The organism is Corynebacterium sp. HMSC055G02 (assembly GCF_001809065.1).
Lineage (GTDB): Bacteria > Actinomycetota > Actinomycetes > Mycobacteriales > Mycobacteriaceae > Corynebacterium > Corynebacterium jeikeium_D.
The window spans coordinates 12327-26404 of record NZ_KV795640.1; the positions used below are offsets into that span (position 1 = coordinate 12327).

At 61.1% G+C, this 14078-nt stretch carries 12 protein-coding genes and 2 tRNA genes; 4 read left to right on the forward strand and 10 right to left on the reverse strand.

All coding sequences use genetic code 11. The features are described 5' to 3' along the window. Positions 1-17: 17 nt before the first annotated feature. Positions 18-794 (forward strand): queuosine precursor transporter, encoded by a 777-nt coding sequence (locus tag HMPREF2547_RS03460; RefSeq protein WP_049172436.1) that lies wholly within the window; start codon positions 18-20, stop codon positions 792-794. Between the two features lie 59 nt (positions 795-853). Here the strand turns inward: HMPREF2547_RS03460 and HMPREF2547_RS03465 are convergent, their stop codons facing one another. The 5 genes from HMPREF2547_RS03465 to HMPREF2547_RS03485 all read right to left on the reverse strand — a co-directional run bounded on the left by HMPREF2547_RS03465 (position 854) and on the right by HMPREF2547_RS03485 (position 7769). Then, positions 854-1633 (reverse strand): ABC transporter permease, encoded by a 780-nt coding sequence (locus tag HMPREF2547_RS03465; protein ID WP_070546602.1) that lies wholly within the window; start codon positions 1631-1633, stop codon positions 854-856. Positions 1634-1646: 13 nt separating this feature from the next. Further along, complete coding sequence (locus HMPREF2547_RS03470; protein WP_210383942.1) at positions 1647-2609, reverse strand: ABC transporter ATP-binding protein; 963 nt, start codon at positions 2607-2609, stop codon at positions 1647-1649. Positions 2610-2864: 255 nt separating this feature from the next. Further along, positions 2865-4166 carry a tRNA guanosine(34) transglycosylase Tgt gene (gene tgt, locus HMPREF2547_RS03475; protein WP_070604706.1) on the reverse strand — a complete coding sequence of 434 codons (1302 nt, stop codon included), beginning with the start codon at positions 4164-4166 and terminating at the stop codon, positions 2865-2867. 61 nt (positions 4167-4227) lie between these two features. Further along, positions 4228-7257 (reverse strand): MMPL family transporter, encoded by a 3030-nt coding sequence (locus HMPREF2547_RS03480; protein ID WP_070604707.1) that lies wholly within the window; start codon positions 7255-7257, stop codon positions 4228-4230. 421 nt (positions 7258-7678) lie between these two features. Next, a tRNA-Ser gene (locus tag HMPREF2547_RS03485) sits at positions 7679-7769 on the reverse strand. 276 nt (positions 7770-8045) lie between these two features. On the opposite strand from HMPREF2547_RS03485, the gene HMPREF2547_RS03490 reads away from it, so the two are divergent. After that, positions 8046-9026 (forward strand): diaminopimelate dehydrogenase, encoded by a 981-nt coding sequence (locus tag HMPREF2547_RS03490; protein WP_049172444.1) that lies wholly within the window; start codon positions 8046-8048, stop codon positions 9024-9026. 108 nt (positions 9027-9134) lie between these two features. Here HMPREF2547_RS03490 and HMPREF2547_RS03495 read toward each other — a convergent pair whose 3' ends face one another. The 3 genes from HMPREF2547_RS03495 to HMPREF2547_RS03505 all read right to left on the reverse strand — a co-directional run bounded on the left by HMPREF2547_RS03495 (position 9135) and on the right by HMPREF2547_RS03505 (position 10574). Further along, complete coding sequence (locus tag HMPREF2547_RS03495) at positions 9135-9323, reverse strand: CsbD family protein (RefSeq protein WP_048759178.1); 189 nt, start codon at positions 9321-9323, stop codon at positions 9135-9137. A gap of 137 nt (positions 9324-9460) precedes the next feature. Next, positions 9461-9904, reverse strand: a complete 444-nt coding sequence (locus tag HMPREF2547_RS03500; protein WP_187403902.1) for a nucleoside deaminase — start codon at positions 9902-9904, stop codon at positions 9461-9463. A gap of 112 nt (positions 9905-10016) precedes the next feature. Continuing rightward, positions 10017-10574 carry a tRNA adenosine deaminase-associated protein gene (locus tag HMPREF2547_RS03505; protein ID WP_049172449.1) on the reverse strand — a complete coding sequence of 186 codons (558 nt, stop codon included), beginning with the start codon at positions 10572-10574 and terminating at the stop codon, positions 10017-10019. Between the two features lie 38 nt (positions 10575-10612). On the opposite strand from HMPREF2547_RS03505, the gene HMPREF2547_RS03510 reads away from it, so the two are divergent. Together HMPREF2547_RS03510 and HMPREF2547_RS03515 are read left to right on the forward strand one after the other, a co-directional pair. Beyond that, positions 10613-11638 (forward strand): prephenate dehydrogenase, encoded by a 1026-nt coding sequence (locus HMPREF2547_RS03510; RefSeq protein ID WP_070604710.1) that lies wholly within the window; start codon positions 10613-10615, stop codon positions 11636-11638. A 9-nt stretch (positions 11639-11647) separates the two neighbouring features. Next, complete coding sequence (locus HMPREF2547_RS03515; RefSeq protein WP_070601688.1) at positions 11648-12496, forward strand: CoA transferase; 849 nt, start codon at positions 11648-11650, stop codon at positions 12494-12496. A gap of 47 nt (positions 12497-12543) precedes the next feature. Here the strand turns inward: HMPREF2547_RS03515 and HMPREF2547_RS03520 are convergent, their stop codons facing one another. Then, entirely contained in the window at positions 12544-13533 is a 990-nt protein-coding gene (locus HMPREF2547_RS03520; RefSeq protein ID WP_070604712.1) for an LLM class flavin-dependent oxidoreductase, read from the reverse strand. A gap of 341 nt (positions 13534-13874) precedes the next feature. Beyond that, positions 13875-13947: transfer RNA gene (locus HMPREF2547_RS03525), tRNA-Arg, on the reverse strand. Positions 13948-14078: the final 131 nt, after the last annotated feature.

Here is a 14078-nt window from a genome sequence, read left to right on the forward strand (position 1 = left end):
AGGTAACATTCCCTCCCGTGACAAATAACGAAAACCTGCCCAAGTCTGGGCCGGGCAACGCCGAGGCTGCCGCTGTGAGCACCTCGCACGCGCCCGAGAACGCAACTAAGTCCGAATCCACAGCACACACGCCACGCCACATCCCGGTACCGAAATCGCTGTACCCGATGTTCACGGCCATTTTCATTGGCGTGCTGATTGTCTCCAACATCACCGCCACCAAGGGCGTGGAAATCTTCGGCCTGGCCACCGACGGTGCCTTCTTCCTCTTCCCCTTGAGCTACGTCATCGGCGACGTGCTTTCCGAGTGCTACGGCTACAAAGCCACCCGCCGCACCGTGTGGACCGGGTTTGCCATCCTCGCCGGCGCAATGCTCTGCTTCTTTGCCGCCATCAAGCTCCCGGCGGCACCGTGGTACGAGAATCAGGAAGCATTCGCCACTGTGCTGGGCACCGTCCCGCAGCTTGTTCTCGCAGGTCTGGCCGGTTATGTCGTCGGTCAGCTGCTCAACGCCTGGTCGCTCAACGCCATTAAGAAGCGCACTGGCGAAAAGGCTCTCTGGGCGCGCCTGATGGGCTCGACTGTGGTTGGCGAGTTCGTCGATACGCTCATCTTCTGCTCCATCGCCGCCACCGCGATCGGCATCGATACCTGGGGCACCTTCGTCAACTACGTCATCGTCGGTTTCATCTGGAAGACCGCCGTCGAGATTGTAGTCATGCCAGTCACCTACGCCGTCATCGCGTGGGTCAAGCGCCGCGAAGGCTACTACGACACGCACGTTCCCGCTTAACGACGAAAAAAGTGCCGCGACCTCGCCTGAGAAGCGAGTAGTCGCGGCACTTTTCTGTTTTACTTCACATCCCGTTTGGCATTGACCCACTGCGCAACGCCAACCGCCACAACAATCCAGGCCACCAGCACCACGATGTTGAACCACATCGGCTGCGTCATGCCGGCCTCAAACCCGATGCGTGGATTCTCCGGATTTGCCATCAGACCGCCCAATTGCGTCGACAACTGCTGAATGCGTGCACCCGGCGTGACCAGCCACAGTGGCCGGAAAATCGCATACGCCAGCGCCGCGAACTCCAGCATGCTTTCCACCACCAGAATCCACACCAGCGGAATAGCGACAGCGGCCACGCGCGAGCGCGTCAGCACTCCCAGCGACATCGCGATTAGTCCAAACACTACAAAGCCAAGCACTCCGGCGAGCATGTCCGTGGCAGCGTCGCCGCCCTTGAACTCCACGCGCGGGGAAACCGTCACCGATAACCAAGCAAGCGCCACACCAATGACCCAACAGACAGCAATCAGCACAAGGGTCAGCGTCATCCGTGCCGAAAGCCACAGGCTCCTTCGGTCCTGCGTCAAGAACGCATGCGCATTCATCTGATCGTTGTACTCACCCGCCAGGGTGGAGCCACCAAAGGCAATCACGATCATGTTGAAGATCACGGTCCCCAACAGCAGCAATTCCCAATCAGCAGTCGCACCAGCATCCGCCGCCATGCTGAAAGCCGCCATCGGCCCAGCTATCGAACCGACCAACAGCACCACATAGACCCACGTACCGCGCAGGCTGGCTAGCTTCGTCCATTCCGACCGCAAAGCGTTTCCAAAACTCATCTCAGTCACTCCCCTACTGCCCAATCGCCTGCGCGCGGTACTCCTGCGATTCCTGGGTCGCAGCCAGGAACTTCTCCTCCAGGTTGTCGCGCTTCGTGTTCAACCGTGTCACCAACAGCCCCTCACGCAGGGCAGCGGCCGCAATGTCGCGGCGGAGTTGCTGCTCGCTGATGCCGTCGTAAAGCGGAATGCGCAATTGCTTATCGACGTCAACCCCACGCGCCACCGGCCCCAACGCCTGCAGCAGCCGAGCCGGATCATCGACCTCAACTTCGACGACCGTGCCGTCGGCGAGGAATTCGTCCATGGTGTACTCGCCGATCATGCGGCCGCGACCGATGACGACAATGCGGTCGGCGGTGAGCTGCATCTCGGAAAGGAGGTGCGACGACACGAGAACAGCGCAGCCCTGTGCGGCCAGCGCCTTGATGGTGTGGCGCATCCAAGAGACGCCTTCGGGATCGAGGCCGTTGACCGGCTCATCCAAGATCAGATGCTGCGGCTTGCCGAGCAGAGCCGCCGCCACTCCCAGACGCTGCTTCATACCCAGCGAGTAGCCGCCGACCTTGTCCGTCGCAGCCTCGGTCATACCGACCTGCTCAAGGCACTCTTCCACGCGGGTGTCGGGGATGCCAGCGCCGCGGGCGAGGGCCCGCAGATGAGAGCGGCCCGAACGAGCCTTGTTGTGCCAACCGGCATCCAGAATTGCGCCGGCGACGCTGGGCTTATTCTTCAGCGTGGAAAAGGGCTGGTTGCTGTAGGTGTTGCCCTGCGAATCCGTTCCGGTGAACAAGGCCTGGCCCGTGGTCGGGGCATCGAGGCCCAGCATGCAGCGCATGGTGGTGGACTTGCCGGAGCCATTTGGGCCGAGAAAACCTGTCACGACACCGTCGGGAACGGTGAAGGACAGGTCATCGACGGCTAATTTCGAACCGTACTTCTTGCTGAGTCGTTCAACCGTGATCATGCCCTCCATGATGCCGGTTGAGACTGCCTCGCGCAGTAGAGCTAGGTCTAGTTTTGGGCTTCCCCCGGGCCCGCCCAGCCGTCACTTCACGCCACTGGACTGATTCGGGTGTTCCCTGCCACTTCACGCCACTGGTGTCACCTCATGCCACCTCCACAAATGGCACGAGGTGACATGGCTGTCGTGAAGTGCGAAAAGGCAGAAGCCTAGCCCCAGCCCAGCCACAGCCCAACCGACCCAAGCACTCCCCAGCCCAGCCGGCCCCTAATTCCCCACCGCACGACCACCGTTGGCGTAGTAGCGGCCCATGAACTCATCGCGATACTCGAAGAACCGGTCCTCCAGGATCGCAGCCCGAATGTTCTCCACCAGCTGCACCATGAAAAACAGGTTGTGAATCGTGCACAGCGTGCCAGCCAGGTACTCCTTGGCCTTCAACAGATGATGCAGGTAGGCCCGGGAATAATTCAGCGAAGTGTAGGAGGGCACCTCCGCATCCACGGGGCGGAAGTCGTTCTTGAAGCGGGCATTCGTCAAGGTCATCCGGCCATCGAGCGTGTACACACCACCACGGCGGGCAAGCCTGGTCGGAGCCACGCAGTCAAAGGTGTCGGCACCGGCCTCGACAGCGGCGAAAATATCGTCCGGCTCCGAGATTCCCAGTAGGTGGCGGGCACGGTCGTCGGGAAGCTCGTCGTTGACCCAACCGCAGATTAGGCCCAGATTCTGCTTCTCAATCGCCCCACCAATGCCATAGCCGTGGAAACCGAGCTGGCCCGCGTCCTCGAACTCGCGGGAGAGCTCGACTAGCCCACGAGCGGCCTTGCGGCGCAGGTCTTCGTACTGCGCACCCTGCACGACGCCGAATAACTGCTGGATGGGCAACTGGCCGTCGTCAAGCGAATGGACGTGCCCGTCGACCTGACCGCGCGAAACTGTCAGCTCGTTGTGAGCCTCCAGGCAACGGCGCGCCCAGCGGTGCGTGCGCTCGACGGATGCCTCCTGGTAGCCGCGGGTGTTCATGAGCGTGGTGAGCTCGTCAAATGCCATCATGATGTCTGCGCCCAGCGCGTGCTGAATGCGCATGGACACCTCTGGCGTGAAGCGATGCTCGGAACCATCGATGTGCGAGCGGAAGGTCACGCCGTCCTCATCGACGAACGCGTTGCGCTCTTTGCCCTCGGCGACGATGTCGTCTTTCTGCATGCCGGTGACGTCCATCGCGAGGGTCTTTTTAAAGCCCGCGCCGAGGCTGAGCACCTGGAATCCGCCGGAGTCAGTGTACGTCGGGCCATTCCAGTTGGAGAACTTTGCCAATCCGCCGGCCTGGTCGACGATTTCCTCGCCGGGCTGCAGGTACAGGTGGTACGCGTTCGACAGCATCGCCTGCGCACCGGTGGACCGCACCTGCTCCGGCGTGAGCGTCTTCACCGTCGCCTTCGTGCCGACCGGAATGAACGCCGGCGTAGCAATATCGCCATGCGGGGTGTGGATGGTGCCAGCACGTCCGCGCGCGCCTTCGATTTGCTTTACGACGTCAAATCCCGTCGTCCTCGACTGCGACATGAAGCTCCTTGGTTGTGGTCCGGTGCTAATGCCTTGAGGTTACCTGGGCGCTATTCGCAAGTTACTCAGCGCTGTCGTTTTTCTCGGGGTGGGCAGCGTTTTCCGGGTCCCACACGGCGCGGCTACGACGTGGCGCTTCCTCTTCGAGTCCTTCGCGCTTCATCAGTTCCGCAACCGTAATCTTCTTCCGCTTGCGAGCCGGGCTGAAGTACGGGCGGACCTCGATATCCTTGGCGTTTTCCGGGTTCGGCTGGGCGTCGGTTGGTTCAGCTGGCGCGGACTGCATGAGCTGTTCGGTCGGCTCTGCCTGCTCCGGCTGCTCTGCCTGCTCCGGCTGCTCTGTCGGCTCCGGCTGTTCGGCCTGCTCCGGCTCAGCTGGTGCCGTCGGGGCGGACGGTTCGGCCTGCTTGGCCTGGTCAACGGGCTCGAGCTCTTCCAGCTTTGCCTTCTTCCACCTCGGAATCCAGCGGTTACGCTTCTTGGTCGCAACCGCCACAGCGGTACCACCTGCTGCGCCCGCTGCGCCCGCCGCGCCCGCCGCAGCGGCTGCACCAGCACCGACTTCACCATCGGCACTGTCTGTTTCGTCCTCGTCAGCGTCCGTGTCGCCAAAGCCACGCCCAGCACCTTCGCTTTCGGGCAACAGGGACTCACCGCGAGCCATACGCTCGCGGCGGCCCTTCTCCACCAGCTCCTCGGAAACCTCTTCCAGGGCAGAGCCTTCGACATCCACAGAAGGCAACACCTTGTCCAGCCACTTCGGCATGTACCACGTAGCGCGGCCAAGCAGGAACATGGATGCCGGGATGAAGGTCATGCGAATAACGAAGGCGTCGAAAAGCACTGCGGCACCCAGCGCGAAGCCGAATACCTTAATAATCGCCAGGGGCTGCCCGGCGAAAGCCGCGAAGACGGAGATCATAATAATCGCAGCGGCCGTGACCACACGAGCGCCGAGAGTAAAGCCTTCAACGACCGATTCTTCGACCGCGTTGTACTTCGATTCTGGCGAGGATTCACCCTTGTTGTGGGTGTAATGCTCGCGCATGCGGGAAACCAGGAAGACCTGATAGTCCATGGCCAAACCGAACGTCACACCAATGAGGAAGATTGGCACAAAGCTGACCAGCGGACCCGGAGTGCTAATCACTCCCCAGAGGCCATCCTGGAAAAATGCCACCGTGACACCGAATGCGGCTGCGACAGAGAGCAAGAAGCCCACACCGGCAGTCACCGGCACCATCAGGGAGCGGAAAATCATCAGTAGCAGAATCACTGCCAGCCCCACGACAACGCCCAAGTAGAGCGGCATTGCGCCCTGGAGACGGTCGGTGATGTCAATTTCGATAGGAACCAGGCCAGTGACACCGGTGAATAGGCCGGTGGTTTGCTCAATCTGCTTCTGCTGATCGCGCACCGCGTTCATCAGCTGCTTGGTCGCAGGATCGAGCGGACCCGACTTCGGGGTCATAATCATCTTGACCGCAGTGCCGTCATGATTCATGCCAATCATCTGGATGTGCTCGACACCGACATTGGATTTGAACTGGTCGACAGCGTAGCTATAGGAAGCCTTACGGGCGGCCTCGATGTCAGAGAGTTCCGGGTTGGTCTGTTTCAGGGACTCGATAAGTGGTTTGAGCACCGGTGCGTCGGGCTTCACATCATCCGACTTGGCAATAATGATGAGCTGTGAATTACGTCCCGCGCCGAAGCCCTCTTCAATCATGGTGATGGCCTTGCGGTTCGTGCTGTCCTTCGCCGCAGTAGAGTCCGACGGCAGCGCCAGCTTCAAGTGCATGGCCGGGTAGGCCAACGCCAACAGCAAGACGATACAGCCGACCAGGAACAACCCTGGGGCCTTGTGCACGAAGGTGACCCAACGGCGCCCCATCGTCATCTCGCCGAAGAAGGAAGAGCGGCGTCCCTTGCGCGCATTACGCGAGGGGTTGCCGGCAACACCGGGCACGCGACCAGCGAAGACCTTGTCGCCCAGCAGAGACATAACTGCCGGCAGCAGGGTCAGAGAGACCAGCACTGTGAAGGCCACCGTAATTGCCGCCGAAATACCCATCAGAGACATGAACGGCACCTTGGCCACCGTCAGCGCTGCCAACGCGACAATCACGGTGAGGCCGGCGAAAACCACAGCGGAGCCAGCCGTACCGGTAGCCATGCCGATGGCGTCTTCGTTGGTCATCCCTCGGGCTCTTTCTGCCCTGTAGCGAGAGAGGATGAACAGTGCGTAGTCAATACCGACAGCCAGGCCGAACATGACGGCAAGTACCGGGGTAATCGAGTTGACGTCGGTGAATGCGGTCATCAATGTCACGCCGAAGACACCGATGATAATGCCCACTACCGCCGTCACAATAGGCAGGAACGAAGCGACCAGAGATCCGAAGGTGACAACCAGCACGATAAATGCCACGGTCACACCGATAATCTCCGAGGTCGGAGCTACCTCAATCGCGGGCTGCATGCCCGGGCCAGAGGCCTCGACCTTGATACCGGCGTCACGACCGGCCTGCATTGCGTCGAGAAGCGCCTGCATATTCTCCGGTTCGATGTCCTGCGGCATCTTGGCGTCGAAAACGAAGGTGGAAATACCGTAGCGACCGTCATCGGACACGGTACGCAGGGCATTGGCGTCGGCCTCGGCAACATCCTTGGGCAGGCCGGCAGCCATGCCCTGTTCCTTGACCATCGCCTGCATCTTCGGATTGAGGTCTACCGGGTTGTGGAGTTGCAAATCATCGGAGATTTGGCCGACATTGTCGCGAATGCCATTAATAACCTGGTCAACAGCTTCTTTATTTTGTGGGTCATCGAGCCTCTGCCCCTCGGGAGCCTCGAAGGCGACATAGACACGCTGCTCTCGAATTGGGTTCGGAACATCGGGGAACTTTTCCTCAATCACGTGAGAAGCCGTTGCCGACGGCATGCCGGGGATCGAGAACTGGTCGATGAACCCCTTCTGGAATGCGGCAACTGCACCGCCCAGCCCCGCCAAAATCAGCAACCACGCGATGATCACAGTCCATTTATGCAGGTAGGAGAACCTGCCGAGTTTGAACAAGGCCTTTGCCATGTCAAGTTTCCCTTACGTCTAATATTCGCCTGGACCGCCCCCAACTGCCGCTTCCCCGAATTCGCGCTAACCACGCACTCCCTCGGACTCCACCTGCAGTTTGAAGCCTCTTCGCTACTCCGATGCTAGCGACCACCCCGGATTGGCCAACATCAACTCTGGCGCTGACATGGTCATTGGGGGCGGGCACGACATAAAAACCGGAAATACTTTTGCTAAGAGTAGCGGACTTCCCGGATAAACGTGAACAATGGGGTGTGTGTTACTGATGTTATTTTTGTGATTTAGGCACTCCAGGTCGGGTGCCTCACCATTCACCGCTTTACGACGGGCACCTCTCCCCACCGCACTCAGGCAATCAGGGCCGATTAAATGCAAAACCCCCGAGGCTCCTACTTAAAGGAACCACCGGGGGTTTTATTGGCGGTGACGGAGGGATTTGAACCCTCGGTACGGGGTTACCGCACAAAGCATTTCGAGTGCTTCACCTTCGGCCGCTCGGACACGTCACCGCTAGAAAACGTTACAGGTAGCCCCTTTATCTACCAAATCCCCAGGTCAGAGGGCTCAGCTGTCCACACAGTCGGCACCGCCGGTCCTTCGCCAAGCCGTTCGCACAGAACCACAACCCCCGCCATCCCAAATCACTCCATCTACTGCACCATCCGCTTAAACGACCGCGCTATTCGGGGTGGCCAACGCCCGCTGAGATATGAAGGAATAGTCTGTAGCTTGAAATCTAGAAACTTAAACACAGAAGTGCAGCCACACAGAAAGGGTTCTCCCTCATGATTCGTTCCGCCATCATCGGCTACGGCAACTTGGGCCGCAGCGTCGAAAAGGTCATTGCCGACCAGCCGGATATGGAACTCGTCGGTGTTTTCTCCCGTCGCGATTCGCTGGACACTGAGGCCCGCGTGCTCCCGGCTGCAGATGTCGAAAAGTACAAGGACGAGGTAGACGTGCTGTTCGTGTGCCTCGGCTCGGCCACCGATGTCCCAGAGCAGGCCCCTGAGCTGGCAAAGAGCTTTACGACGGTCGACACCTACGACAACCACCACGAGATTCCGAAGCACCGCGCGGCCATGGACGCCTCCGCTCGTGAGGGTGACAACATCGCCATGATTTCGACCGGTTGGGACCCGGGCCTGTTCTCCCTGAACCGCGTCCTGGGCGCTGCCATCCTGCCGGGAGCAGACCAGATGACCTTCTGGGGACCAGGCCTGTCGCAGGGCCACTCCGATGCCGTGCGTCGTGTGCCGGGAGTGAAGAAGGGCGTCCAGTACACCAAGCCGAACCCGGAAGCTATCGAGGCCGTGAAGAAGGGCGAGGGTGCAGACCTGAAGGGTAACGAGTGCCACCTGCGCCACTGCTTCGTCGTCGCTGAGGAAACCGGCGACGCCGACGAGGATGCCAAGCTCAAGGAGCAGATTCGCGAAACTATCGTGACCATGCCGGATTACTTTGCCCCATACGAGACCATCGTGGACTTCATCTCTGAAGAGGAGTTCGACCGCGACCACCAGGGCATGCCGCACGGCGGCCAGGTCATTACCCGTGGCCAGGCCGGTACCTCCGGTCACGTCATCGAGTTCGGTCTCGAACTGGAGCGCAACCCCGACTTCACCGCTGCCGTCCAGGTTGCCTACGGTCGCGCTGCCTACCGCCTGAAGCAAGCTGGCGAGACTGGTGCCCGCACCGTCTTCGAGATTGCCCCGTACCTTCTGTCCGCCGAACCACTGGATGACCTGGTAGCTCAGAAGCTGTAGCCAGCCCCAACGCTGACAGCCGGCCAGCGAAACACAAAGAACCCCAACCATCTCCGCATATCAAAAGCGGAAATGGTTGGGGTTATCTCTTCCCGAGAGCTAAAAGCTTTACTTGTCGGTCAGCTTGCCCAGGGCCTCAGTAGCCTTGTCCTTCAGGTCCTCAGCACCCTGCTTGACCTTCGAAGCAGTCTGCTCGCCCTTGCCCTGGTTCTCCAGGTCCTCGTTGCCAACGGCGTCGCCAGCAGCTTCCTTAACCTTGCCGCCCAACTCGTCGGCCTTGTTCTGCAGCTCGCTCATTATGTAAGCCTCCTACGTAAACGACTTATCTAGTTTCTATAGAGCCACCGTCTAGCAGCCCCACTACTTCCGACGGTACGTGAAAATGAAGGCTCGTCACGGCCACAGCGGGAATTGTGACCTAACTGTGATTCCGTTCACTCATCCAACTGCCGTTGCCTTTCGAAGAATTCCCGCAGGTAAACGGAGCATTCGTCGGCAAGCACACCCCCGCGCACCTGCGGCGTGAAGGCGTGGGCGGGATCTCGGATGACATCGGCGATAGAGCCGCACGCGCCGGTCTTGGGCGACCACGCGCCGAAGACCACGCGCCCCACGCGCCCCATGACGCACGCGCCGGCGCACATCACGCACGGCTCCAGCGTCACGACCAACGTGCACTGCTCCAGCCGCCAACCGTCACCAACAGCGCGGGTGGCCTCGCGCAACGCAATGACTTCGGCGTGGGCAAGCGGGTCACCATCAGCTTCCCGACGGTTCGAGCCCCGGCCCACAACCTTGCCCTCGGCATCCACGACCACTGCTCCCACAGGTACATCCCCGGGTGCCGTGTGAGCAGCTTCAGCGATAGCCAGGCGCATCCACTCCTCGTCGAGAATGTCCTGTTCGCGGCGGGGAAGAGCACTTGGCCGACCAGCTGGTTGGCCGGCCGCAAGGTCGGTTGGTCGCTCGGTCAGATGACCTTTCTCAGAGTTAGTCGTCATAGGGGTCGTAGTCGTCATCGTCACCGTCGTAATCCAGGTCGGCGACATCGGCGAGCTCCTCGGCACACCCCAGTTCCTCGGCAATGGCCAAGATCTGCTCGGACGCCCACAGCGACTGATCGTCACAGATGGACTCCAGGGCTTCCTCCGAACAGCCCAGGTCAGCGAGGATATCCATATCTCCTTCGGCCCAGGCGTCGACATCGTCGAGCTCGTCCTCGTCGAGGTCGGGGATATCCAGATCCAGCTCGTCGAACACATCTGCCGCAATGTCGTCGGTGACGGCGGCGGTGGCGTCGGAAAGCACAACGCGCAGCGACCCAACGCCCTGGCGCACGAGAATAAAGTAATCGTCGTCGATATTGAGCATTCCGACAGCGGCGCGTTCCGAACGCAGATTGCGCAGCGCCTGTGCAGCGTCGGCGAGGGAATCGGTGGCGTCGTCCCCAAGATCGACGACGCGCCAACCGCGCTCCCCCATAGTTACGGCAACCGCGAAGGAGCGGTCGTCATCGGAGGTGTACCCTCCGGAAAAGGTCGTGCTCATAACCCACAACGCTAGTCGCTGTATGTCATGCTTGTCAGGTGAGCAATTTCGAGTCCCCCTCCCCTGCTTCGTCCTCCCTGTCAGCTGCACAACTACCCGCGGTATGCATCCTCGGTTTGGGCCTCATCGGTGGCTCCATGATGCGCGATCTGCGGGCCCATAACGTCGAATGCTTCGGTTGGAATCGCTCGTCCCCGACGGTCGAGGAAGCCACGAAGGAGGGATTCGACGCCAGTACAGATCTTCAAGCCACGCTCGAACGCGCGGAGGCCAGCCGCGCGCTCATCGTAATCGGCACCCCCATGACAGTCGTCGGCACGATGCTCGACGCCATCAACGAGCACGCCCCCAGCTGTGGCATCACGGATGTGGTCTCCGTGAAGGCGGCCGTCGCCGCCGAGGTCTCCGCTCGCGGGATGGAGGAACGCTTCGTCGGCGCGCACCCAATGGCGGGGTCCGCGCAGGCAGGCTGGTCCGCCACACTCGAAGGGCTTTTCGACGGCGCCCCCTGGGTCATCACCTACGACCTGGCAGCCGCTGCCGACGCTGCGGGCGAGCCCGTCCCGGAGCGCTGGATTGAGGTCTTTTCGCAGGTCGCCAACTTGGGAGCAGCTCTTGGCAGTCAGCTCATTCCAGCGCTAAGCAATCACCACGATGCTAGCGTCGCCCGCATCTCCCACATGCCACACCTGGCAGCCTACGCAATTGCCGCCGCCGGTGAAGCCGGCGGTCCTCTGGCCATTTCGCTGGCGGCCGGCTCTTTCCGCGACTGCACCCGCGTCGCCGCCGCTGCTCCCGACATGGTCATGTCCTGGTGCGAGAACAACACCGAACCCGTGCTCGCCGCGCTTGACGACGTCATCGAGCGCCTCACCGCCGCGCGCACCCAGTTGGCCACCGAGGGAACCGCTATGGACCTGGCCAAAACCGGTCAGATTGCCCGTGTCCGCTACGAGGCCCGCCCCGCTCACCGCCCGATTTTCCGACTGCGCGTCGGAGAGGGCGATTGGATCAACCAGTTGAAGTTGGCCGAAAGCGTCGGCGGCCAGGTAGATGTGTTCTAGTGTGGAACTATGTTTTCCCCCGAGCTGCACACCAGCCTCGCCGGCATCACTGTCGTCAACTTCGCCATTAACGTTCCGGGACCACTGGCCGCTCAGCACTTGGGCCAGCTAGGCGCCCGGGTGATTAAGGTCGAACCACCCACAGGCGACCCGCTCGGTTCCTTCGGCCGCCCCTGGTATGAAGCTATGTCCGCAGGTCACGAGATTATCCAGGCGGATCTGAAGAGCGATGAGGGCCGCGCACAGCTGAGCTCGCTGATTGATGAGGCCGATGTGGTCATCACCTCGGTTCGCCCCTCCGCGCTGGAACGCATGGGGCTGGCGGGTCTCCACGAGCGCCCGAATGGGCCGGTGCATATCGACATTGTCGGTGATACCAAAGCTCCAGAAACACCTGGCCATGACCTGACCTACCAGGCGGAGGCCGGAACTCTCACGCCCCCGGCCATGCCGCCAGTGCTGTTGGGCGACATCCTGGGTGCACACTTTGCGGTCACCGCTGCCCTTGCCGGGTTGATTAAGCGGGCGGGTGCTGGGGCGGACGTCGTAAAGCAGCCTGGACTGCACTGCCGCATCGGCCTGAAGCAGGCGGGTGAGGCCGGTGCCGCGCCGCTGAAGTACGGCATGACGGCGCCCGGCGGACTACTCGGTGGCGGCCTGTGGACGTACGGCCTCTACCCCAGCGCCGACGGCTACGTGGCCGTGGCAGCGCTGGAGCCGCACTTTGCCGCCGCCCTGACCGAGGCCACACGCGCGAGCAACCGCGAGGAGCTTGCGGATTTCCTCCGCGAGCGCACCAACGCCGAAATCATGCAGCTTGCCAGCGAAAAGTCGCTGCCGCTGGCTGCAGTGAAGTAAGCGGGTCAGTTTAAGGCCGCGCGCCTCTGGGGTCGGGGCCTGGAGCCTTACGCGGTCAACCCCGCGGCCTCTGCGGTGAGCTCCACCGAACGCAGCCGGTCAGGAACCTTCAGCGATTGATGAGCCACAATCAGCTCATCCGCCGTCGAGTACTCACCGAACTGCGCAATCTGCTCACGCACCTGCGCCACCGTGCCGACCGCCGTGTGACGGAACATATTTTGCACCTGACGCCCCTGCGGGGTATCCATCAGAATCTCCGCCTCATCGTCAGTGAGGTGATGCCCACCGCGACTCAGGAACCGCCTGACCATGTTCCTGCGGGTAGCGAAGTACTGCTGCTGTGCGTCTTCTTCGCTTTCCGACGCAATCACATTCATGGCCGCAAAAGCGTACGGCTTATCCAGCTGCTCAGAGGGCTGGAACTGCTCGCGGTAGGCCGCGATGGCATCGCGAAGCGCGTCCGGAGCGAAGTGCGAAGCAAATGCGTACGGCAAGCCGAGCGCCGCTGCGAGCTGGGCACCAAAGAGCGAAGAGCCCAGGATGTACAGCGGCACATGGGTGCCGCGGCCCGGAATCGCGTTGATGCCCTTGATCAGCGACTCGTCGGAGAGGTAACCGCGCAGCTCCTGCACATCCTGCGGGAAGGAATCGGACGAACGCGGGTCACGCCGCAGGGCGCGCATAGTGGCCTGGTCCGTGCCCGGGGCACGACCAAGCCCCAGCTCGATGCGATCCGGGTACAGATTCGCGAGCGTGCCGAACTGTTCCGCGACCGTCAGCGGTGCATGATTCGGCAGCATGACGCCGCCGGAGCCGAGGGTGATGCTCTCGGTTTTTGCAGCCACGGCTGCGATAAGAACTGCCGGCGACGAGGACGCGATGGAGTTCATATTGTGGTGCTCTGCGTACCAAATACGCTGATAACCAGCCTTTTCCGCTGTCTGCGCCAAATCGATGGAGCCCTGTAGGGCGTCGGCGTGGGACTGCCCCGAGGCTACGGTAGCGAGGTCAAGAATGGACTCAGTACGAATCATGGTTCCACAGTCTAGACCGTTAGTCGGATATTGCGAGTTTGAGATGCTTCGAATATTGAGGCGCTGGGGTTTGGGGTTTTGGGGATTCGGGTGCGGGTGGCTCGTGGGTGGATCGTGGGCGGCTTGCGGGCGTGGGTGGCTTGCGGGCGTGGGTGGCTCATGGGTGGTATTCACTCATCGATGAGGTATTCACATATCGATGAGCTATAGCCTGGCCACAAGTGAATAGCTCATCGATATGAGCGCAGGCAGAGCCAATACCGCGCCCATAAGTACCGGAAAACCATCGATAAGTCAGGCAGACAAAAAGACCCGCACCTTATCGGCGCGGGTCTGCACTGTGCGCCCGAAGGGATTCGAACCCCTAACCTTCTGATCCGTAGTCAGATGCTCTATCCGTTGAGCTACGGGCGCATTTTGTTGTTATTCAGCGACTCTGGGGTAATTCCCTCGGCCCCTGCAACGAATAGATACTTTACTCATCCTGCGGAGTTTTACAAAATCCGCTGTTCAGAGGCATAATCCGGGCAACCCGGGAAGAGTCT